The sequence below is a fragment of the Paracoccus pantotrophus genome (assembly GCF_008824185.1).
GTDB lineage: Bacteria > Pseudomonadota > Alphaproteobacteria > Rhodobacterales > Rhodobacteraceae > Paracoccus > Paracoccus pantotrophus.
In genome coordinates this window covers 1,796,686-1,817,412 of record NZ_CP044426.1, presented here as the reverse complement: position 1 = coordinate 1,817,412, position 20,727 = coordinate 1,796,686, and the positions used below count along the sequence as shown (strand labels likewise).

The following is a 20,727-nucleotide window of genomic DNA, read 5'->3' as shown; positions in this document are numbered from 1 at the left end:
CCCGCCCCTATCTGCTGACCGCGTAGCAGTCGATTTCGGGCTCGCGGTCCAGCTTGCCCGACACGCCCAGCACGAAGCCCGGCGAGGCTTGCAGCCGCGCCCAATGCTCGGACTTGCGGTCCAGCTCCAGGCACAGCCGGTCGCCGTCATAGGGGATCTCGCGCGGCTGCGAATGCAGCGGCCGCAGGGGAATGCCCGGCAGGCGCGAGGTCCACAGCGCCTCGAACTCCTCGGCCGCGCCCACCGTGACCTGGCGGGTGAAAAGCTGCATCAGCCCCTCGTCCGACATGTCGGAGCCGATGCGCAGCACGATGCGGCTGTTTTGCAGGATCTCGGGGTTGTCGATGCGCACCTTCCAGACGTTCTGCGCGTGGCGGGCGACCGGCAGGGCGCGGGATTTCGGCTCGACATGGCGCAGGGACAGGATCAGCGAGCGCAGCGCATCGGCCAGCGCGGCGAAACCCGGCTGCGGGTCGGCATGGTCGTAATCCGGCAGGGGCGACAGCCGCCGGGTCGAGGAGCCATAGGTCGCCATCCGTCCCGCCAGCTCGGCCAGGTCTGCGAAAAGCTCGGACGGATGCGCAAGGTTCTGCGCCAGCAGGTGTTGCAGCCTTGGCCGCGCGGCATTGGCCAGTTCCAGGATCAGCAGGTTCTCGACCGAGCGGCCGGCGCCGCCCAGCACCATGCCGCCCTGCGCCTCGATGATGCGGTCGAGCCCGGTGACCAGTTCCTTGAGCAGCCCGCCATACCAGGGCACGGCGGCCAGGGTCAGGGCGGGGGGCAGCCAGCCCTCGGCCAGCGCGACCCGGCCGTCGGCGGCCAGCCCCTCGATGCCCGCCAGCGGCAGGGTGACGGCGCCCTGCGTGGCCTCGCCGGGCAGGAACAGCCGGGTCGAGAGCCGGGCGATCTCGACCTCGGCGGGTTCGGCGCCGCCGCGGATCTCGTCGCGCAGGCTGGCCCATTCGCCGCGCCAGCGCGCGCCGCCCGGCTCGGCATGGGCGGGATCGACCGCCGCCGTGCCGGGCTGGCGCGGCGCCACGCCCAAAAGGACCGCGCCGGCGGGTGTCGCACGGCTGACCGCGACCGGCGGCGGCGGCGGGCTGTCGGCCGGGATGCGAAAGCCGGTGCCGTCGGGGAACAGCCCCTCGGCCTCGGCCACGGCGACCTGCCCGGCCTCCAGCGCCGCGGGGTCCAGCCGCAGCGCGACAAAGCCCCAGGCCTGCCGCGGCCGCGCCCGCAGCAGCGCGCGCAGCTGTGCCGCGGCATGGCGGTCCTGCTGCTGGAAATGCTGCGGGCGCAGGAACAGGCCCTCGGACCAGACGACGCGGCTGCCTTCGGTCATGCGCTTTCCCTTCAGGCTGGGGTCATGGTGACGCCGCCCGGACCGGCGGTGACGGTGAAGCTGGCGGTCCCGGTGGGCGAGACGGCGGCCTTGGCGCGGGTGGTCTTGCCGGCCGGGTCGCGATAGCCGGCGACCACCGCCACCGCCGTCGTCGCCGGGTCGAGCACCAGCGCCTTTTCGGCGCTGCCGCCGGGGGCCAGCGTGACCGTTTCCGCCTTGACCAGGTCGGCCCCCAGGGCGGCGGCGGGGTCTTGCAGCGCCAGCGTGTCGGCGGCGTCGAAGCCGGCGGTGCCGCGCAATTGCAGGATATGCAGCGTCAGCGGCCGGTCGCTGCCGTCGGGGCCGGGATTGACCCCGGCCGAGGCCGACATGGCCAGATTGACCGAGCCGGGACCGGCCGGCCCGCCGCAGGCCGCGGTCAGCGCCAGCGTTCCAAGCCCGGCCAGCGTGGCCCGGCGCGTGAGGATAGGGAAGATCGTGGTCATGGCTCGCTCCTCTCGGGGGTTTCGTAGGCATCGCGGAATTCGGCGCCGACCTCGCCCAGGAAACGGTCTTCGGCGGCGCGGGCGATCTCGGCCCAGCGGGCGGCATAGGCGTCCCAGAGCAGCGCCGAGCGCCCGCCGGCCAGCAGCGCCCGCAGCGTCCCGGCATCGGCCAGCTGCGCCTCGATCGCCTCGGGCGAGAAGCGGTCGATCATCCGGCGCAGCGCCGCCTGCAAGCCGTGCCAGCTGCGCATCCGGTGGTCGGCGAGATCGCGGAACGCCTCGGCGATGGCCGCGTCGGGCTCCAGATAGCCCGCCCCGCGCGGCGCGACCAGCGCAGCCACCTGCTCGTCGGGCATGGCCAGGAATTTCAGCGGGTTGACCTGGGCCGCGCCCAGCGTGGTGCGGGCGACGCGCAGCGAGCCCTTTTCCTCGGCCCGCGCGCGCAGCAATGCGACCAGCCCCTCGGCCAGCATGCGGTAGCGCCGGCCAAGCGCCTCGAGGTCCACGTCCTCGGTGCCCGACGGATCCAGCCCGGCGCCGCGCAGAAAGGCGGCGGCCGCGTCGGATGGCGGCTGCGGTTGCGGGGCCAGGGCGGGGGAAGGGGTTGCCGCGACGGGCGCGGGGTCGGGCTGGGGCGGTGTCGCGCCGGATGGCCCCCAGTTCCAGCCGTCGCCTTGCGGGGCCGGCGCGGCAGGCGGTGCGGCGGGCAGCGGGTCCAGCGTGAAGGGATCGTCGAAGCCCGGCGGCGGTGCGGGCGGCAGCGGCGGCGCGAAACGGCCGGTGGTGCGCTCGAAGGGCTCGGGCAGTTCCGAGGGCCGCGGCGGCGGCGGCGGTGGCTCGCGGGGGGCGAAGAACGGGTCGACGCCGATGCCCGGATCGGTGGGCGCCGCCGCGGCGGCCTGCGCCCCGGCCTCGACGGCCACGCCCAGCGTCACGTCGCCCAGTCGCAACCGCATCCCGTCGCGCAGCGCGGTGCTGCGGCCCGGTCCCAGCGGCTCGGCCGCCGCGTCGATGAACAGCCCGCCCGAGCTGGTATCGGTGACGGTCCAGCCCTCGGCCGTGGCCTCGACGATGCAATGGCGGCGCGAGACGAACATCTCGGGATCGTCGATCTGCCAGTCGCAGCCCGGCTCGCGCCCCAGCACCGCCCGGCCGCCCTCCAGCCGCAATTCGGTTTGGGGCTGGGGAACGGGGCTGGTGAGGACGGTGAGGCGCAGGGTCATCAGGCGGCCTGCCTTTCGTCCAAGGGCAGGCGCAGGTCGTCGCGGTCCCGCGCGGCCCCGTTGCCCAGCCAGCCGGTCCGGCCAAGCGCCGGTCCCCGCCCCAGCGCGGGCGGCGGTACCTCGGGCGCGGCCAGCACCAGCCGCAGGTCGAAGCCGATCTCCTCGCCCATGGCAAAGCGCAGCAGGCGGCGCAGCGCCGCCCGTTCCGCGCCTTCCTCGGCCAGCCGGCGGTATTGCGCAAGCGGCAGCGGGCCGACGGTGATCTCGGCCCGCGCCTGCGGCTGATAGACCCGCGGACCCAGCATCGCACCCCGGCCAAGCCCGGCATGGGCGCGGCCAAGGCGGCTGGCCAGGGCGGCGGGGATGTCCTGCCAATAGGGCACGAACTCGGCCACCCGCACCGGCGCGTCCAGCAGGTCCGACAGCAGCGCCGCCAGCACCTCGGGGCTGCGAACCTGGCCGGCCAGCCCGGTGGCATGGCGCAGGGCGGGCGCGGGATCGTCCAGCGTCTCGGCGCTGCCAGGCAGGCCGAGCCCGGCCAGCGCCGCGATCATCGCCGCAAGCCTGCCCTCGCACCCGTGATCGGCGGCGAGGGCGGGCTGCGCCTCGGCAAAGGCGCGGTAGTAAAGCGCCATCATCCGGTGTTGGAGCAGGTTGCAGAACTCCAGGAAGGCGCGATCCGCCCCCGGCTCGGGCTGGGCGGAGCCGGCGAACCAGCGTTCGGACATGCGTTCCAGCATGCGGCGGCTGAGATGCAGCGGCATCGGGCCTTCGGGGCCGAAAAGCCCGGTGATCTCCAGCGCGATGCGGGCGGGACTGTCGCCTTCGGCGGGGCTGAAGCGCGCGACCTCGCAGGCGGCGGGGCCCAGCCGGATCTCTTGCCCCAGCCGCGCCGGCTCCTGGTCCGGGCCGCCGGCATGGCCGAAGCGGCGGCCGGGCGCTTCCAGCCGCCGCATCAGGGCGAAGGCCTCGATGCCGGGGGGCGGGGGCGGTTCCCCGGTCAGATCCGGGGGCGCAGGCCGGGCCGCATCGGCCATGACATCTCCTCCTGTTTCTGCACAAGGCGGGTGCGGGTGCGCACGAAGCTGTTGACCGAGGCGTGCCGGGCGAACAGCCGGTCGAGCAGCGCTGGCAGAAGCAGCCGGCTGGCCCCGGCCAGCGGCGCCTCGTCGATTTCCAGCGTGATCTCGGTGCCGCGGCCGAAGGCCAGCGGGCCGGGCAGGTCCAGCCGCGCGATCACCGGGCGGCTGGCGACGGCGGCGACGGCGCGGGCGTGGCGGGCAAGCTGCGGATCGCCGCGATCGGCGTAAAGCGCCAGCAGCGCGCAAAGCGGCGCGCCGTCGCGCCCGGCCTCGGCCAGCGACAGATGGCCCGAGGCAAGCTGCGCCACCAGCCGCCAGGTCAGCTCGTCCAGCCCCGCCGCACCGCCCTGACCCGCCTGCGGCGGTGCGCCCGCCAGCGCCGGTTGCGGCCGGCGCATCGGGCCGACCAAGTCAACCCGCATCACCGGCTCGCCGCCCTCGGGCGTCAGCCGCGGCGTGTCGTCCAGGATCGGCAGGTCGCGATTGGTGCAAAGCGCGCGGATGTCCAGCCGGCGCGGCATCCAGTCCGCGGCGCGCGAGACCGAGATCCACAGGTCATGCCCGGCATAGGAGCTGCGCATCTGGCCGCGCCGGATTTCGTCGGTGGCCGGGCGGCGGGGGCGGCGCTCGGCCCACCAGACCGGGCCGGCGTGGCGCGGCGCCTCGGGGGCATGGGCGGGGCAGAGCAGCCCGTCCGCGCCCTCGCGGTCGGCATCGGCGACGCGGATCAGGCGATAGACCTCGAAATCGCGGGTGCGGGCGCGGTCGGGATGGACCGGATGCGCCGTCGCCCGCGGGTCGAGTTCGACGAAGTTGCACTCTTTCTCGAACAGGTTGACCAGCGGCACGGCGAACAGCCGGAAATCGTCGCGGCCCAGCCCCTCCAGCAGCGGCTCGGGGCGGGCAAGCGGCAGGGCAAGCTCCAGCGCCACCCCCTCGCCGCATTGCCGGGCGGCGGGGGCGAGCCCGTCCAGCCGCAGGTAGTGAAAGCGTTCCGGCATCAGGAAATAGTCGCGCAGCAGCCTGAAGCCCTCGAAGCTGCGGCGCAGGCGCGGGGTCAGCCCCTCGTCGTCGCCGGTGCCGACCAGTTCGGGCCAGTCGAGGGGAAGCGCCTGCGCGCCCGGCCGGGCGGGCCGGGCCAGCGCCCCCAGCCCGTTGCCGAAGATCGCGTCGAACAACGGACCCGCCCGCGCGCTGCCGGCAAAGCACAGGTCGAGCCGGTCCAGCGCCAGCGCCGACAGCGCGGCCGGACCCGTCGCGTTCAGGCCGATGCGGATGCCCGCCTCGGCCCCCGGCACGGCAAGGCCGGCGGCGGCCAGCGCGCCGCGGTCGGGCAGGTAATCCGCCGCCGCCAGCGCCAACGGCCAGAGCGTCACCGCCTGCGCGGTGGCATAGGTGGCGCGGGTGGCCAGGCCTTCGCGCGCGGCGGCGACGAAGCGGCTGCCGCGCGGCACCGGATGCCCGCCCGCCATGGCCTGCACCTGCGGGCCGGGTTGCAGCACGCCGATGCCCATGGCCGGCCCCGGCGCGGCCAGGTCGGGCCAGAGCGCGTCCAGCACCCCGGCGGTGAAACGCTGGCCCTCGGCCTCGACCTTCATCCGCGTGCGGGCGGCCAGGAAGGCCACGCCCTCCAGCAGCCGCTCGACATAGGGGTCGGGGCAGGGCACGGCGTCCAGCGACAGGTTGCGCGCCACGTTGGGATGCAGGGCGGCGAATTCGCCGGCCAGCACCCGGATATGGTCCAGCTCGGCCTCGTAGGCGGCAAGGAAGGCGCGGTCCATCAGCCCTCCTCCAGCACCGTCGCGGCGATGCCCGTGTCCAGGTCGATGGTGGTCAGCAGCCGCAGCCGCTCGGGCGCCGGGGCCATCAGCAACAGCCCCTCGATGCGCACGCGCAGGCCGATGCGGGTGCCGGGCTCGACCCTGACGCGGATGGTGTCGCGGCGCAGGCGCGGCTCGAACACCGCCAGCACCTCGCGTAATTCGCGGGCCAGCGCCTCGTGGTCGAAATCTCCCGCGCGCCGCCCGGCAAAGGCCGGCACGCCGTAATTCAGCACCGAGGCGCGGACATGGGGGAAATCGGCCAGCATCTCGGCCGGATCCTCGGCGCCGCCGGCGATGCCGGGGGGCGCGGCGCGGCGCTCGGCCGGCGTCAGCAGATAGCGCACCTCCAGCCGCTCGATGCCGAACAGATCCTCGATGTCGCGGCGCACCGCCTCGCGCAGGACATCGGGCGTGACCCGGATGCCGCGCTCCTGCAAGGCGGCGTGGCGGGCCTGCAATTGCGCCAAGGCCGCCAGGTCGCGCGCCTGCTCGGGGTCGAGCCCCTCCCGACCCTGGCCGGTCAGCAGCGCCCGAAGCCCTGCGGCGCCGTGGCGCGCGGTCAGCGCCGCCTTGCGCCTTGCGATCTCGGCCGACAGCGCGGGCAGGTCGTCGATCAGCCGGTCCCACAGGCTCGGCTGCACCGCCTCGCGCCGCGCCTGGAGGGGCACGGCGGTCGGGGGGCGGTCGGGGGCGGGGCTGGCCATGGCGATCCTGTGCGCATCCCGGCGGTCACTTGGCCGCCATCAGGTCGTACTCGACCTCGTGCTCGTCGCCCTTCGAATGGTCGTCGGCCTGCACGACGTATTTGATCGCGACCTTTTCGAACGAGATGCCGATCTGCTCGGCGATGGTGTCGATTTCCGGGGCCGGCTGGTTCTGGCTCATCGAATAGGACGAGATCAGGCAGTTGGTCATGGTGATGGTCAGGTAATCCAGATGCGCCTCGCCCGAATCCTTGCGGACGGTGAAGGTCATCGCCTCGAAGGCCTTGCCTTGCATGCAGGCCAGCGCCAGGTAGGGCGAGGCGGCGTCATACCATTTGTAAAGCGTCAGGTCGCTGATGGTGGCGCGACCGCGCACGCGGCCCGACCCGGTCGCGGCCGAGCTTTTCTGCTCGGCCTTCAGGTCGGCGCCCCAGATGTCGATTTCGCCTTCGTGATCGGCCCGGCGCGATTCGCCGTCGATGCCGTCGATCTTGAGGTATCCGGTGAAAGCCATCTCACATCTCCCTGTTCGGCCTGTTCGGCAAGCCGGGTTTCAGACATGGCGGGGCCCCTCGGGGCCGCGTCAGGGGCCGCGCGCGTCATGCACCCGCCGGCCCGGCGCCGCAGGGGCCGCCGCGGCCCCTGGGCAAAAGCGCGTCACGGCCCCTTGACCGAGGGCAGTTCCGAAACCAGCCGCAGCGAGGCGTTGATGCCTTCCAGCTGGTAATGCGGGCGCAGGTAGAAGCGGGCGGCGTAATAGCCGGGCCGGCCCTCGACGCTGTCCACCTGCACCTCGGCCTTGGCCAGCGGCCGCTTGGCCTTGGCCTTGTCGTCGGCCATGGCGGTATTGGCCAGCACGTAGCGGTTGATCCATTCGGACAGCCAGACCTCCATGTCGGCGCGTTCCTTGAAGGTGCCGATCTTGTCGCGGGCGATGGCCTTGAGGTAATGCGCGAAGCGGCAGACCGGCAGCAGATAGGGCAGGTTCGCCGACAGCCGCTCGTTGGCCTGGGCATCGGGGTCGACCAGCCGCCCGGCGCGGGCCTCGCAATCCTGCAGGGTCTGCGCGCCCAGGAAAGCCGCGATATCGGTGTTCTTGCGATGCAGGATCGGCATCAGCCCCAGCTTGGCCAGTTCATGTTCGCGCCGGTCGTCGATGGCGATCTCGGTGGGGCATTTCATCACCACCGAGCCGTCGTCGCTGGGGAAGGTATGCACCGGCAGGTTGGTGACGGCGCCCCCGGATTCCACGCCGCGGATCTGGCTGCCCCAGCCGTAAAGCTTGTGGCTGCGGTTGATGTTCACCCCCATGGGGAAGGCGGCGTTCATCCAGACGTAATGGTCATGCTTGCCGTCGATCTCCTCGCGGAAGTCGAAGCCCTTGACCGGGATGGTGTCCGGCCCATAGGGCAGCCGCGCCAGCACCCGCGGCAGGGTCAGGCCGATATAGCGCGCATCCTCGCTTTCGCGCAGGCTTTGCCAGGCCGCGTAATCGGGCGAGGATGTGACCATCTTCAGATCCTGCGGATTGGGCAGTTCCTGCCAGCTTTCCATGCGGAACAGCCGGGGCGAGGCCGCCGCGATGAAGGGCGCATGCGCCGAGGCGCAGATCCCCGACAGGTTGCGCAGCAGCCCCACGTCGCGCGGATGGTGGCTGAATTCGTAATCCCCGATGATGCTGCCGAAGGGGGCGCCGCCGAAGCTGGAATATTCCTCGGTATAGAGCTTGCGGAACATGGGCGACTGGTCCCACATCTGCCCCTCGAAATCCTCCAGCTGGTCGGCAAGCTCGTCCTTGGTGATGTTCAGCACCCGGATCTTGAGCATGGTGTCGGTTTCGGTGTTGTTGACCAGGTAATGCAGCCCGCGCCAGCTGCCTTCCATGCGGCGGATCTCGGGGGCGTGCAGCACCTCGTTCATCTGCACGGTCAGCAACTCGTCGATGCCGGCGATCAGCGACTTGATCGAGCGCACGGCATTGCCGGAAATCGTGGCGCTGCCGGCCTTTTCGCGGGCGGCAAGCGCCAGGTTGGCGACCAGTTCGCGCAGCTTGGCGCTGTCGTCCTGTTCCTTGACGCGGAAGTCCTTTTCCAGAAGCGCGCCGAACTCGTCCAGGTCGACGGCCTCGGCTTCGGGGGCGGCTTCGGTGCCCTTGAGTTCCTGTTCGGCCATGGTTCAGCCCTCCGTCCCGTCGCTGGCCGGGCTCACCGCCTGCTCGGCGATGCGGGCCAGCAGCGGCTCGTCGTTCAGAAGCTGGGCGATGCGCTTTTCGGCGCTGGCCTTGCCGTCCATATAGCTCAGCAGTTCCTCGAGCTTGCGGCGCATCTTCATCAGCTCGGCCAGTTCCGGGATTTGCTCGGCGATGCGGTCGGGGGCGAAATCGCCCATGTTGCGAAAGGTCAGGTCCACGAATATCTCCTCCTCGCCGCCCTCCTCGCCTTCCTTGCCGGGCAGGCGGTTCGGGATGCGGGCGGTGACGCGGGGCGACAGCGCCTCCATGAAGGCGGGGAAGCGGCCGGCATCCACCTCGACGAAGGACCGTTCGGCGGGCGGCTTCTGCGCCTCGCGCGAGGTGGACTTGCCCGCCAGATCCGCCATCACCCCCATGACGAAGGGCAGTTCGATGGTGGTCGGGCTGCCGTAATGCTCGACGTCATAGGCGATCTGCACCCTTGGGGCGCGATTGCGTTCGATTACCTTGGCCTTGCTCTCGCTCATCGCGGGTTACTCCCTGTCGCGGCGCCATCCGGCGCCGTCCCCGATTGCGCCCTGCCGTCAGCGTCCCTTGTCCTCGGTCACTCCGGCGACATTGCGGAATTCCTTCATCCCTCCCGGCGCCAGTTCCTCCATCAATTGCAGGAAGTTCATCGGCACCATCTTCTTCATCCGCCGCGCCAGATGCGGCAAGGGCGAGGCGGGTTCGTTGCGGTCGTAGAAATCGATGATGAGGTCGAGGCAGGCCTCGACCTGGGCGCGCGAGGCCAGCCGGGACGGCAGGCCCGCCGATGCCGGTGCAGCGGCCGCGGCGGCGGGCATGGGGCCGGGCATCGGGCCGGGCGCTGCGGCCGGCGCATCGGCTGCTTGCGCCGTGGCCGGGGCGGCCGTGCGGGTGAATTGCGCCGGCGGGCTGGCCAGGGTCGCCGCCATCCGCTCCAGTACCCGGCGCAGCGCCGGGAAGCGGGTCGGCGGGTCGTCCCCGATGCGCGCGGCCAGGGCCGCCTCCAGCCGGTCGAGCGCCGCCAGCGCGGCCGCAAGCCCCGCCTCGAGCCGCGCCACCGTTTCGGGCTCGGTGTCGCGCAGGGCGCGGCAGGCGGTCAGCACCCGCATCGCCCTGGCGTCATGGCGGGCCTCGCGCTCGGCCTGTTCGGCGGCGGAAAGCCCGGTCGGCCCCTCGGCCGCCAGCATCGAGGCCGAGACCGCCCCCGCCGCCAGATCCCCGCCCGAGACCACCGGCAGGCCACGCGGGGCCAGGACGGTGTTGAACTCCAGATCGCCCAGGATGCCGGCATCGGCATTCTCGATCTGGTAAAGCGCGTTGATGCGGCGCAGCGCCGCCTCGCGTACCAGCTGGCCCTCGCGCAGGGCGGGATGCAGGTGGTCCCACCAGGTTTCCAGCGTCTCGGCCAGCAGGTCCAGCCCCTCGGCCAGCCCCTCGGGGCCGCGCATGTTGGTCATGATCCGCGCCACGACAACCAGCAGGCGCAGGTCGCGGCCGGTCTGGGCCAGGGCCTCGGCCTCGTCCAGCAGATGCGCCCAGTCCAGCGCCACGTCGCCGGTATTGCCCTTGGCCAGCTGTTCGGCCCGCGCCGCCCGAGAGGCCCCGTCCAGCGCCCTTTCGAGCGCCAGGAACCTCATGTCGTTGCGAAGATCCAGCCCGGCGGAATCCGGCACGGCGAGCGGAGCGAGAAACATAGGAGTAACCTTCTCAAAGGCCGCATTATGTTCTTCTCGAAATGGGAAAATCATCTCATGGACTGCGGCTTTGCGCAATGAAATCCTGCGGATCGGCCGATATGCCCCTTGCGGGACGCGCGCCGGGCCCATCCGCCGTCAGGGCCGCAGGTCCAGGACGCGCTGGGTGGCGGCCAGGATGAGCTGGGGATCGGCCGCGCGCCGCGCTGCCAACGCCTCGGCAAAGGCGGCGGCGGATTCGTCGCCCGGCCGGCGCTCGTCGAAAAGCGGGCCGCGGGTCACGAAGGCAAAGATCCCGGCCTTGCCGAAATCGCGGTCGTTGACGCGAAAGGCGATGCGTCCCTGGCCCAGGGCGGCCTCCTCGGCGGGCCAGAGCACGCGCACGCGGCGCAGCGCGCCTTCGGGCTGGCCGATGCGGTCCAGCCGGGTTTCCTGATCGGTCATGTTGGGCAGGATGTTGAAGACCTTGCCGGTCTCCTCGACCGCGACCCAAAGCTCGGCGCCGGGCGTCGCCGCCAGTTCGGCGGGGACCAGCACGTCCGCGACCGGGTTGTCGCCGGGGCGGTATATCCCGGTCAGCGAGGGTTCGGGCCGGCCTGCCTCGGCCAGGCGAATGCCGATGCCGCCCTCGGGCAGGTCCGCCGCCGCGGCGCGGATCCGGCAGAGCGAGGGGCTGAGCGTCTCGATCTCCAGCCGCAGGGCGCGCTCGCCCAGGGCCGGGCGCAGCGTTTCGGCCAACGCCGCCGCGGCGGCCGCATCGGGCAGGGCGCCGCGGATCGCCACGCCGGCACCGGGCGGGGCGCCGCCCGGGGACAGGTCGCTGGTCAAGGGGCCGCAACTGGCGGCGCGGGCCAGCAGCGCGTCCAGATCGGCCGGCATCAGCAGGGTGGGGGCGGTGGCAAGCCGCGGCACCAAATCCATCCCCGAGGCCTGCGCCCATTCGGCCAGCCGGGCGGCGATGGCGTCGCGCTCGGCCGGGGTGGCGGCGCTGCCGGCGATCTCGGCGCGCATGTCGGTGACCAGCACCGTCCAGCCCTGCAACCCTTGCAGCGCCGGGAAAAGCCGCTCGACCGCCTCGGCCCAGCCCGGCGCCGGCATGCCGCGCGCCGGGGCCAGGGCGTCCTGCGGTGGGCTGGCCCCGGCGGCCTCGGCAAAAGCGGCGGCGATGCGCGCGGCGCTGGCCGCATCCGGCGCCGGGCCGGACAGGTGCGGCGCCTCGCCCCCCGCCGCCTCCAGCCGCCAGGGCTGGACCAGCGGCAGGGCGGGGAAAAGCAGCGGCCTTGCGGCAAAGAACCCGCCGGACAGCATCACGGCCAGAAGCAGCAGGATCAGCCAGATCCGCCCGCCGCCACCCGCCTTTCGCGCCGGTTGCGGCCGCGGTGCGGCGCCCTTGCGGGCCGGCGCGGCCTCGGCCCCCTTCAGCAGCGCATCCAGCCGCGCCACCACCGCTGCGGCCGAGGGTGCGCGCTCGGCGATCCGCGGTGCCGAAAGCCACAGGATCAGCCCCGCCAAGGGCTCGGGCAGGCCGGTCACGTCCAGCGGCTCGGATTTGCGGCGGATCATCTCGCCGGGCGTCGCGCCGGCAAAGGGCACTTCGCCCCGCGCCGCCGCCAGCAGCAGCGCGCCGAGCGCGTAAAGGTCGCTGGCCGGCTCGGCCTTGCCGTCGAACTGTTCGGGCGCGGCATATTCGTATTTGCCGGCGAACTGGTTGCCGACCACGGTATGCGCGCCGGCGGCGGTGTCCTTGGCGATGCCGAAGTCGATCACCGTCGCGCCTTCGACCCGGCCGTCGCGCAGGATGACGTTGTCGGGCGACAGGTCGCGATGCACCACGCCGCGGGCATGGGCGGCGACCAGCCCCTCGGCCACGCGATGCGCAACGATCAGCAAGTCGCGCATCCCCAGCCGCCGCTCGGCCATCGCCTCGGAGAGCGCCGGCCCGTCGATGAAGTCCATGACCAGGAAGACATGGCCCTCGGGTGTGCGCGAGCAGTCGCTGTAGCGCACCACGGCATCATGCAGGATGTCGCGCATCGCCTCTTCGCGGCGCATCAGCTCCAGATAGCCCTCGTCGCCGGAAAAGCCGGCCGAAAGCGCCTTGATCGCCACCACCCGGCCGGTGACGAGGCTTTTGGCGCGATAGACCTCGCCGGTGCCGCCGCGGCCCAGCACGCCCTCGACGGTCCAGGTGTTGTTGAGCACCTGGCCCTCGTGGAAGATGTCCCCCGGCAGGGCCGGGATCATGGCGACGTTCCCTTTTGCGGCAGGCTGGCCATGGCCGGCTCCTTGCGAAAAGATTTCCGAAAGTCGCGGTTTTGAAATACACTTTCCCAAGGATCATTTCCCCCGAGCCTGCCCGTGGCAAGCCCGTTTTATCGCTCCGGTTCTTTTGCCAGCTTTGCAAGGATGGCCAGGATGACGACCGTGACGCCCCGCGCCCCCGCCCGAGGATCCAGGGAAACCGTCAAGCGCAAGGAACTGGTCGCCCGGCTGGACCCGCTGTGCCTGCGGGCGTTTTCCGAAGGGGCGCGCAATGCCAAGGCGCGCGGCAACCCTTACGTCGAACTGGTGCATTTCATCGCCGCGCTGGCCGGGATGCCGGATTCGGACCTGGCGCTGATCGCCCAGGCGGCCGGGGCCGATGGCGCCCGGCTGGAGGGCGACCTGGCCCGCGCGCTGGACGCCCTGCCGCGCGGGGCCAGCGCGGTCGAGGAGTTCTCCGACCACATCTTCCACGCCATCCAGGAGGGCTGGACCCTGGCCGCGCTGGAGGGCGGCACCGACCGCGTGCGCTCGGGCGACATCCTGATCGCCTGCCTCAAGACCCCGGTGCTGGAAGGCTTGCTGCTGCGCATCAGCCCCGAGTTCGGCCGCATCGACCCCGACCGCATGGCGCCGGACCTGCCCGGCATCCTGGCCGGTTCGGCCGAAGCCGAGGCGGCGGAGCCGCCCGAGATGGCGCCGGCCAATGTGCCGAAACCGCCCGAGGGGGCGCTGGCGAAATACGCCACCAACCTGACCGAGCGGGCGCGGGCCGGCAAGATCGACCCGGTGGTCGGCCGCGACCCGGAAATCCGCCAGATCATCGACATCCTGATGCGGCGGCGGCAGAACAACCCGATCCTGACCGGCGAGGCCGGGGTGGGCAAGACCGCCGTGGTCGAGGGCTTTGCCCTGCGGCTGGCGCGCGGCGACGTGCCGCCGCAGCTGGCCGCGGTCGATCTGTGGCTGCTGGACATCGGGCTGATGCAGGCCGGCGCCAGCGTCAAGGGCGAGTTCGAGAAGCGGCTGAAATCGGTGATTGACGAGGTGCAGGCCTCGGCGAAATCGGTGATCCTGTTCATCGACGAGGCGCATACGCTGATCGGCGCCGGCGGTGCGGCGGGCACGGGCGATGCCGCCAACCTGCTGAAACCGGCTCTGGCGCGGGGCGAGCTGCGCACCGTCGCCGCCACCACCTGGGCCGAATACAAGCAGCATATCGAAAAGGATCCGGCGCTGACCCGGCGCTTCCAGGTGGTGAAGGTCGAGGAGCCTTCGGAAGCCGCCGCTGTCGAGATGCTGCGCGGCGTGGCGGGCGTGCTGGAAAAGCACCACCGGGTCGAGATCCTGGACGAGGCGATCGGCGCCGCCGTTTCGCTGTCGCATCGCTATATCCCGGCGCGGCAATTGCCGGACAAGGCGATCAGCCTGCTCGACACCGCCTGCGCCCGCGTCGCCGTCAGCCAGCACGCGACGCCCGCCGAGCTTGAGGATCTGGAGCGCCGCTTGCAGGCGCTGGAGATCGAGGCGGGCATCATCGCCCGCGAGGCCGCGATCGGCATCGACACCACTGAACGCCAGGCCGCCAACGATGCCGCCCGCGCCGCGGCCGAGGCCGAGCGGGCCGCCGCGCTGGAACGCTGGGAGGCGGAAAAGGCGCTGGTCTCGGACATCCTGGCCCTGCGGGCCGAGCTGCGCGGCGAGGGCATGGCGCTGGACGAGACCGGGGCGGACGCGGCAGAGGCTGAAGCGGAGAGCGCCGCCGCGCAGGCCGCTGCCGAGGGGGCTGCGGCCGAGGCCGCGCCCGATGCATCCGTCGGGGCCGCGCCGGCCGCTGATGCGGGTGCCGAAGCCCCGAACCCCGATCCCGACCCCGCCGCGCGGCTGGCGCTGTTGCGCGCCAAGATGGCCGAACTGGCCGAGCGGCAGGGCGAGCGGCCCTTGATCCTGCCCTCGGTGGACCGGCTGGCGGTGGGGGCGGTGGTCCAGGACTGGACCGGCATCCCGCTGGGCCGGATGCTGGCCAGCCAGACCGAGCGCGCCCTGGGCCTTGCCGGCCTGCTGGCGCAGCGCGTGGTCGGCCAGGACCATGCCATGGCCGCCATCGCCAGCCGCATCCAGACCGGCATGGCCGGGCTTGGCGCGCCGGAAAAGCCGATGGGCGTCTTCATGCTCTGCGGCCCCTCGGGCGTCGGCAAGACCGAGACGGCGCTGGCGCTTGCCGATGCGCTTTACGGCGGCGAGCAGAACCTGATCTCCATCAACATGAGCGAGTTCCAGGAGGCGCATACCGTCTCGACCCTCAAGGGCGCGCCGCCGGGCTATGTCGGCTATGGCAAGGGCGGCGTGCTGACCGAGGCGGTGCGGCGCCGGCCCTATTCGGTGATCCTGCTCGACGAGGTGGAAAAGGCCCATTCCGACGTGCACGAGATCTTTTTCCAGGTCTTCGACAAGGGGATGATGGATGACAGCGAAGGGCGGCGGATCGACTTTCGTAACACGCTGATCCTCATGACCTCGAATGTCGGCACCGACGAGATCATGGCGCTGACCGATGCCGGCCGCAGCCGGGTCGAGATCGACAGCCTGTCCGCCGCGCTGCGCCCGCCGCTGCTGAAGGTATTCCCGCCGGCGCTGCTGGGGCGGCTGGTGACGATCCCCTACCTGCCGCTTTCGGATGCGATGATCGAGACCATCGCCGGGCAGAAGCTGGCCGGCATCGGCCGCAGGCTGGCCGCCGCGCATGGGGCCGAGCTGGTGATCGGCCAGGGCGTCATGGAGCAGATCTGCGCCCGCTGCACCGAGGTCGAATCGGGCGGCCGCATGATCGACGCCATCCTGACCGGCGCGATCCTGCCCGAACTCAGCCGCCGGGTGCTGGACGCCAGGCTGGAAGGGCGCGGCATCGGCAGGGTGACGGTGACCGGCGGGCCGGACGGCTTTGCCTATGCCCTTGACTGAGGTGCGCCGTGCAGATCCTGGACCAGACCGGCTTTTCCCATCAGATGGGGACCGGCATGGATGTGGCCGGGCAGGCCTACATGCTGCTGGTGGTCAAGGGCAGCTTCGCCTTTCCCGAGCGTGAAACCGACCCGCCCCTGCCGCTGAAGGACCAGCGCCCGCTGGTCATGGCCGACGAATATACCGGCGCGCCGGGGTTCTCGGCGCCGCTTTGGGAAAGCGATTTCGCCTTTCGCAAGCCCCTTTGCGACGTGGTGCTGAACGGCGCCGCCCATGCCCCCGGCGGCCGCCCGGTCGAGCGGCTGCGCGTGGGGCTGGCGGTGGGCAACTGGTCCAAGCAGTTCGACGTCGTCGGCCAGCGCGAATGGCGCACGCTGGGGCCGGCCATTGCCGCGACCCGGCCCTATCCCTTCACGCGGATGCCGTTTTCCTATGACACCGCCTTCGGCGGCCCGGACCGCAGCCGCCCGCCCGGCCCCGAGGTGCCGGTCCATGCCGCCAATCCGGTCGGGCTGGGCTGGGCCACCGCCTCGGGCGGCAGCCCGGCCGGCCTGGCGCTGCCCAATACCGAGGCGCCGGGGCAGGAGATCACCTCGCCCTATGGTGACTGGCAGCCGATGGCGCTGGGGCCCTACGGCCGCGGCTGGCCGCTGCGCCTGCCCTATGGCGGCACCTATGACGAGCGCTGGGCGGCGGAAACCGCGCCCTTCCTGCCGCGGGACTTCGACGAGCGTTACTACCAGATGGCGCCGCCCGACCAGCAGATCGCGCCGCCCGCGCCCTTTACCCCGGTGGTGCTGGTGCATCTGACCCCGCGCGGGCGCGAGGCGTTCCGCCTGCCCGACACGCGGCTGCCGTTCCGGGTCTGGCGCGGGCGCGACTGCTGCCTCGACACCGTGGCGCTGCCCGACACGCTGGCCATCGACGCCGAGGCGCGGGTCTTGATGCTGTGCTGGCGCGTGCAGGTGCCGATCCGCCGCACCATCGCCGAGTTCTCGCGCGCCTGGATCGGCGAGCCGACCGCCGCCATGCTGCGCGCCGAGCGCGAGGGGCGCGGCTATATCCGTCTGCCCGCCGTGCTGGGTGAGGGCGGGGGCGGGGAGGATGGCCCATGATCGGCGTGCTGGCGGCGGGCATGGTGACGGCGGTGGGGCTCGACTGGGCCTCGTCGGCGGCGGCGATGCGGGCGCGGCTGGACGGGTTCGCCGAGACGCGCTTTACCGCACCCGGCGGCTGGCGCATCGGCGCGCCGGTGCCTTTGCCGCGCAACTGGATCGGCCAGCGGCGCATGGCGCATCTGGCCGCCGGTGCCGTCGCCGACATCCTGCGCCAGGAGCCCGCAGCCGCCGAGGCCGCGCTGATCCTGTGCCTGGCCGAGGAGGGCCGCCCCGGCCGCCCGGTGCAAGACCCCTCGGTGCTGCTGCGCATGCTGTCGCGGATCCTCGACCTGCCCGAGCGGCGGGCGCATGTGGTGGCGCATGGCCGCCCTTCGGGCTTCGTCGGGCTCGATCGGGCGCGGCGCATGATCGCGGCGGGGCAGGCGGGGCGGGTGCTGCTGCTGGGGCTTGACAGCTACCTGACCGGGCCGGCGCTGGCGCATTACGCGGGGCTGGAGCGGCTGCTGCAGGACGGCAATGCCGACGGCTTCATCCCCGGCGAGGCGGCGGCGGCGGTGCTGCTGGGGCCGGGCGGCGCCCTGCGGCTGACCGGGCTGGGCCTGGCGCGCGAGGCGGCCTTCCTGGGCAACGGCCGGGGCGAGGACGGGTCGGACCTGCCCCTGCGCGGCGACGGCATGGCCGCGGCCTATCGCGCCGCCCTGGCCGAGGCCGAGACCGACCTGGCCCATGTCGAATACCGCATCTCGGACCTGCCGGGCGAGCAGCATTTCTTTCGCCAGGCCGCGCTGATGACCCTGCGGCTGGAACGCGGCCGCACCGCCTTTCAGGATCTGTGGAGCCCGGCCGAGAGCCTGGGCAATATCGGCGCGGCGGTGGTGCCGGCCATGCTGGGCATGGCGCTGGCGGCCGTGCGCCGGGGCTATGCGCCGGGCTCGCCGGTGCTGGTCGAGGCCTCGGGCGACGACGGCGCCTGTGGGGCGGCGGTATTGCACGAGGCGCGGGGCCCGGCCCGGCGCGTCTCGGCCGAGGACCGCCTTGCCACGGCGGCGATGCGATGAGCGGGGTTTTCGCCAACGGGCTGGAGATCAGCGGCAAGGCGGTCAACGCCCAGACCATCGCCGCCTTTCCCGACACCTGCTTCACCCCGCCCGAGAACCCGGCGACGCCGCCGGGCGTGCCAGTGCCCTATCCCAGCTTCGGCATGGCTTCGGACACGGAGAACGGCACCGGGACGGTGTTCATCTGCGGCAAGACGGTGAACATCAAGAACAAGTCCGACGTCAGCCGCACCTCGGGGACCGAGGCGGGCTGCGCGGCGAAAAAGGGCATCATCACCTCGAAGAACACCGGCAAGAAATATTTCACCTCATGGTCGAACGACGTGAAATTCGACGGCGAGCCGGTGATCCGCTTTTCCGACCTTGCCACGCATAACCACGCCTCGCCGGGCGGGCAGACGCCGCCCTGGGCCGAGATCTGCAAGTTTTCGCCCAACCGGCTCGACTGCGAGACCGTGCTGGCGGATTTCAAGCTGCATCGCCACGGCGACAAGGATTGCCCCGAGGGCCACGAATCCGAACATTTCGTGCAGAACGAATACCTGCAATGGAGCCGGGGCAAGACCACCGCAACCCATTTCGAGAACTACAACATGGAGGATGCCCCCTGCATCTGCATGCAGGCCTATCAGAAAGGCCCCGGCGGCAAGTTCAAGTCCGGCACGGGCAGCAAGGAAGGCTCGCCCCACCATGCCAAGACGCTTCAATGCAACGACGCGATCCGAAAGCGCACGCAGACGCCCAGCCTCAGCGAATCCATCGACGATTGCACCCAGGCGGTCGTGGACAACGACCCCCGCGCCAAGGGCAAGACGGACAAGGAAAAGAAAAACATCATGGAATGCCTGCGCGCGGCCTTCATGGAATACCTGGACCGCGCCGTGAAGGAAAAAGACCCAGGCAATTCGGCGAAAAAGGCCGTCAAGGATCCGATCGCCTGGGAAGTCAGCCCAGATCCCCAGCAAATGTGGTTACGCGTATGACCAGACAGCACGAATATAGCTCGGCCACCGAGCTTCCGCCGGAACTGATCTCCATCGGCTCCCTCAACGCCTATGAGATTGCGACCGACGACATCCGCGTCGCTTGCCGGCTTTCGGACCCGAACTACGAGATCGGCCAGCTGGTCATGCTCGACATCTCGATGACCAGCTTCGAGCTGCGCGTTGAACATGTGGCGGACCAGTTTTTCATGGGCTACCACGCCATTCCGCATCTGCGCGAGGTTCTTGTCGAGATCGGGGGCTATGTCCGCAGCCGCGATGCCTCGGGCTGGCGGGTGGCGCGGATCGAATCCTCGTTCCTGCGCGATGCGTTCGTACTCGAGAACGGCCCGGCATTCGTCTTTGGCAACCGGGGCGAGATCTTTCGCATGGATGCCGGCGGGGCATGGTCGCGCGATGCCACCGGCACCGACAGCACGATCTATGCCATGCACGGCACATCGGCCGAGACGCTTCATGCCGTCGGGGGCAAGGGCACGTTCCTGCGCGCGCAAGGCCGGGAATGGCAGGCGGTGGAACTGGGCATCGGCGACGAGCTCCGCTGCGTCAGGCAGGTTGGCGACAGGATATTCGTCGGCGGAGAGGGGGGCTTTGCTGCCGAGCTTCGGGACAGCGAACTGCGCCTGATCGCCACCGGCATCGAAAGCGACATCCTGTCGATCGCCTGCTTCCGGGACCAGATCTATTTCAGCGATTCGGATTTCGGGCTGCACCGGCTGGCCGGGGATGCCTTCGTTCCGGTCGCCGAACTGGGCTATGTCTGCCGGCTGAACGCGACGCCGCGCTGGCTGACCCTCGATGCCGGGGAATTCGTCTTCCAGTTCGACGGCACGCATTGGCGCGGTATCGAGATCACCTATCGTGACGGCTATCGGGCCGAGGGCTATGACATGTCCTTCCTCGGGACTCCGCCCGAAGGCTGACCCAGCCGCCCGGCCAGATAGGCCCGGACCCGGTCCAGGTCCAGCCCGGCCACCCGCAGCCCCTCGGCGCCGGGTTGCAGCATGCGCAGCACGAACAGCTCGCCCGGCTCGGGATATTCGGCAAAGCGCGCCTCGGCGATGTGCCGCCCCTCGGCGCCGGCCAGGCGCAGCCCGTCCAGATGCGCCTCGAGCCGTTCCAGCAGGCGGGCGATGCGCAGCGCGTCCATCTCGGGGTTTTCCTCGGGGAAAAGCATCGCCCGGTCGTAGAGCGTCCACAGAAAGGCCGCCTGCTCGGCGTGCTGGCGCAGGATCTCGGGCAGGGCAGGGGCGGGGGGATACATCAGTTCAGGTTGATCGAGCCGCCGCGGATGCGGTTCGCTGCCGAGGCATGGCTGACCAGATAGGTGCCGCGGATGGTGATATGGCCGTCCGCCTCCATCACGATCGAGGCCTTGCCGCAGCGCAACTCGATCCGCTGCCGGGCGGTGATGCGCAACGGCTCGCCATCGACGGCGGCAACCGGGCCGGGCGGCCGGTCCCCGACGATGCGGCCGATCACCAGCGGCCGGGTCGGGTCGCCATCCTCGAACAGGATGGCAAGCTCGGCGCCGATGTCGCCCGGATCGAAGCGCACCAGGCTGCGCGCCGGAACCGCCTGGGCCGAGGGATTGCCGGGAAAGACCACCAGCGGCCGCCCCTCATCCAGGCCCAGCAGCATGCCGATTGCCACGCCGCCGCGAACATCCTCGCCGATCATGCCCAGCCCTCCGCCCCGGCTGGAACGATGATAGCATGGCCGCGGTCCGAATTCACCGGCTTTCACGGCCTGA

The 20,727-nt window shown here is 71.5% G+C and carries 18 protein-coding genes; 5 read left to right on the top strand and 13 right to left on the bottom strand.

Annotated features, from left to right (window positions below):
• Positions 1–7: 7 nt before the first annotated feature.
• The 11 genes from tssK to ESD82_RS19430 all read right to left on the bottom strand — a co-directional run bounded on the left by tssK (position 8) and on the right by ESD82_RS19430 (position 12,815).
• A complete protein-coding gene (tssK, locus tag ESD82_RS19480) occupies positions 8–1,342 on the bottom strand; it encodes a type VI secretion system baseplate subunit TssK (RefSeq protein WP_024844274.1) in 1,335 nt (444 codons plus the stop codon).
• Positions 1,343–1,353: 11 nt separating this feature from the next.
• Positions 1,354–1,827, bottom strand: coding sequence for a type VI secretion system lipoprotein TssJ (tssJ, locus tag ESD82_RS19475; protein ID WP_147427573.1), 474 nt, complete (start codon positions 1,825–1,827; stop codon positions 1,354–1,356).
• Complete coding sequence (gene tagH, locus ESD82_RS19470) at positions 1,824–3,050, bottom strand: type VI secretion system-associated FHA domain protein TagH (protein WP_147427574.1); 1,227 nt, start codon at positions 3,048–3,050, stop codon at positions 1,824–1,826. The genes tssJ and tagH overlap by 4 nt, the downstream gene beginning before the upstream one ends.
• Positions 3,050–4,087, bottom strand: coding sequence for a type VI secretion system baseplate subunit TssG (gene tssG, locus ESD82_RS19465; protein ID WP_147427575.1), 1,038 nt, complete (start codon positions 4,085–4,087; stop codon positions 3,050–3,052). The genes tagH and tssG overlap by 1 nt, the downstream gene beginning before the upstream one ends.
• On the bottom strand, positions 4,051–5,913 hold the full coding sequence (gene tssF, locus ESD82_RS19460; protein WP_147427576.1) for a type VI secretion system baseplate subunit TssF: 1,863 nt from the start codon (positions 5,911–5,913) through the stop codon (positions 4,051–4,053). Before tssF ends, tssG begins: the two co-directional genes overlap by 37 nt.
• Positions 5,913–6,659, bottom strand: coding sequence for a type VI secretion system baseplate subunit TssE (locus tag ESD82_RS19455; protein WP_147427577.1), 747 nt, complete (start codon positions 6,657–6,659; stop codon positions 5,913–5,915). Before ESD82_RS19455 ends, tssF begins: the two co-directional genes overlap by 1 nt.
• 25 nt (positions 6,660–6,684) lie before the next feature.
• Positions 6,685–7,173, bottom strand: a complete 489-nt coding sequence (locus tag ESD82_RS19450) for an Hcp family type VI secretion system effector (RefSeq protein WP_024844268.1) — start codon at positions 7,171–7,173, stop codon at positions 6,685–6,687.
• Positions 7,174–7,316: 143 nt separating this feature from the next.
• A complete protein-coding gene (gene tssC, locus ESD82_RS19445; protein WP_024844267.1) occupies positions 7,317–8,831 on the bottom strand; it encodes a type VI secretion system contractile sheath large subunit in 1,515 nt (504 codons plus the stop codon).
• Positions 8,832–8,834: 3 nt separating this feature from the next.
• Positions 8,835–9,377, bottom strand: a complete 543-nt coding sequence (tssB, locus tag ESD82_RS19440; protein WP_147427578.1) for a type VI secretion system contractile sheath small subunit — start codon at positions 9,375–9,377, stop codon at positions 8,835–8,837.
• Between the two features lie 57 nt (positions 9,378–9,434).
• Entirely contained in the window at positions 9,435–10,571 is a 1,137-nt protein-coding gene (locus ESD82_RS19435) for a type VI secretion system protein TssA (RefSeq protein ID WP_147427579.1), read from the bottom strand.
• 138 nt (positions 10,572–10,709) lie between these two features.
• The gene (locus ESD82_RS19430) at positions 10,710–12,815 is read right to left on the bottom strand and encodes a serine/threonine-protein kinase (RefSeq protein WP_147427580.1); all 2,106 of its coding nucleotides are present in this window, start codon (positions 12,813–12,815) and stop codon (positions 10,710–10,712) included.
• A 171-nt stretch (positions 12,816–12,986) separates the two neighbouring features.
• Here ESD82_RS19430 and tssH point away from each other — a divergent pair, with 171 nt between their 5' ends.
• From tssH to ESD82_RS19405, 5 genes are read left to right on the top strand one after another with little or no spacing between them, the layout of a single operon-like run.
• Complete coding sequence (gene tssH / locus ESD82_RS19425; protein WP_024844263.1) at positions 12,987–15,794, top strand: type VI secretion system ATPase TssH; 2,808 nt, start codon at positions 12,987–12,989, stop codon at positions 15,792–15,794.
• Positions 15,795–15,802: 8 nt separating this feature from the next.
• Complete coding sequence (locus tag ESD82_RS19420; protein WP_147427581.1) at positions 15,803–16,909, top strand: DUF2169 family type VI secretion system accessory protein; 1,107 nt, start codon at positions 15,803–15,805, stop codon at positions 16,907–16,909.
• Positions 16,906–17,970, top strand: coding sequence for a 3-oxoacyl-ACP synthase (locus ESD82_RS19415; protein WP_147427582.1), 1,065 nt, complete (start codon positions 16,906–16,908; stop codon positions 17,968–17,970). Before ESD82_RS19420 ends, ESD82_RS19415 begins: the two co-directional genes overlap by 4 nt.
• A complete protein-coding gene (locus ESD82_RS19410; RefSeq protein ID WP_147427583.1) occupies positions 17,967–18,953 on the top strand; it encodes a DUF4150 domain-containing protein in 987 nt (328 codons plus the stop codon). The genes ESD82_RS19415 and ESD82_RS19410 overlap by 4 nt, the downstream gene beginning before the upstream one ends.
• Positions 18,950–19,897, top strand: coding sequence for a hypothetical protein (locus ESD82_RS19405; protein ID WP_024844259.1), 948 nt, complete (start codon positions 18,950–18,952; stop codon positions 19,895–19,897). The genes ESD82_RS19410 and ESD82_RS19405 overlap by 4 nt, the downstream gene beginning before the upstream one ends.
• On the opposite strand, the gene ESD82_RS19400 is transcribed toward ESD82_RS19405, so the two are convergent.
• A complete protein-coding gene (locus tag ESD82_RS19400; RefSeq protein ID WP_024844258.1) occupies positions 19,858–20,238 on the bottom strand; it encodes a hypothetical protein in 381 nt (126 codons plus the stop codon). The two genes, ESD82_RS19405 and ESD82_RS19400, sit on opposite strands and share 40 nt — an antisense overlap.
• On the bottom strand, positions 20,238–20,654 hold the full coding sequence (locus ESD82_RS19395) for a DUF6484 domain-containing protein (protein ID WP_147427584.1): 417 nt from the start codon (positions 20,652–20,654) through the stop codon (positions 20,238–20,240). The genes ESD82_RS19400 and ESD82_RS19395 overlap by 1 nt, the downstream gene beginning before the upstream one ends.
• Positions 20,655–20,727 lie beyond the last annotated feature (73 nt).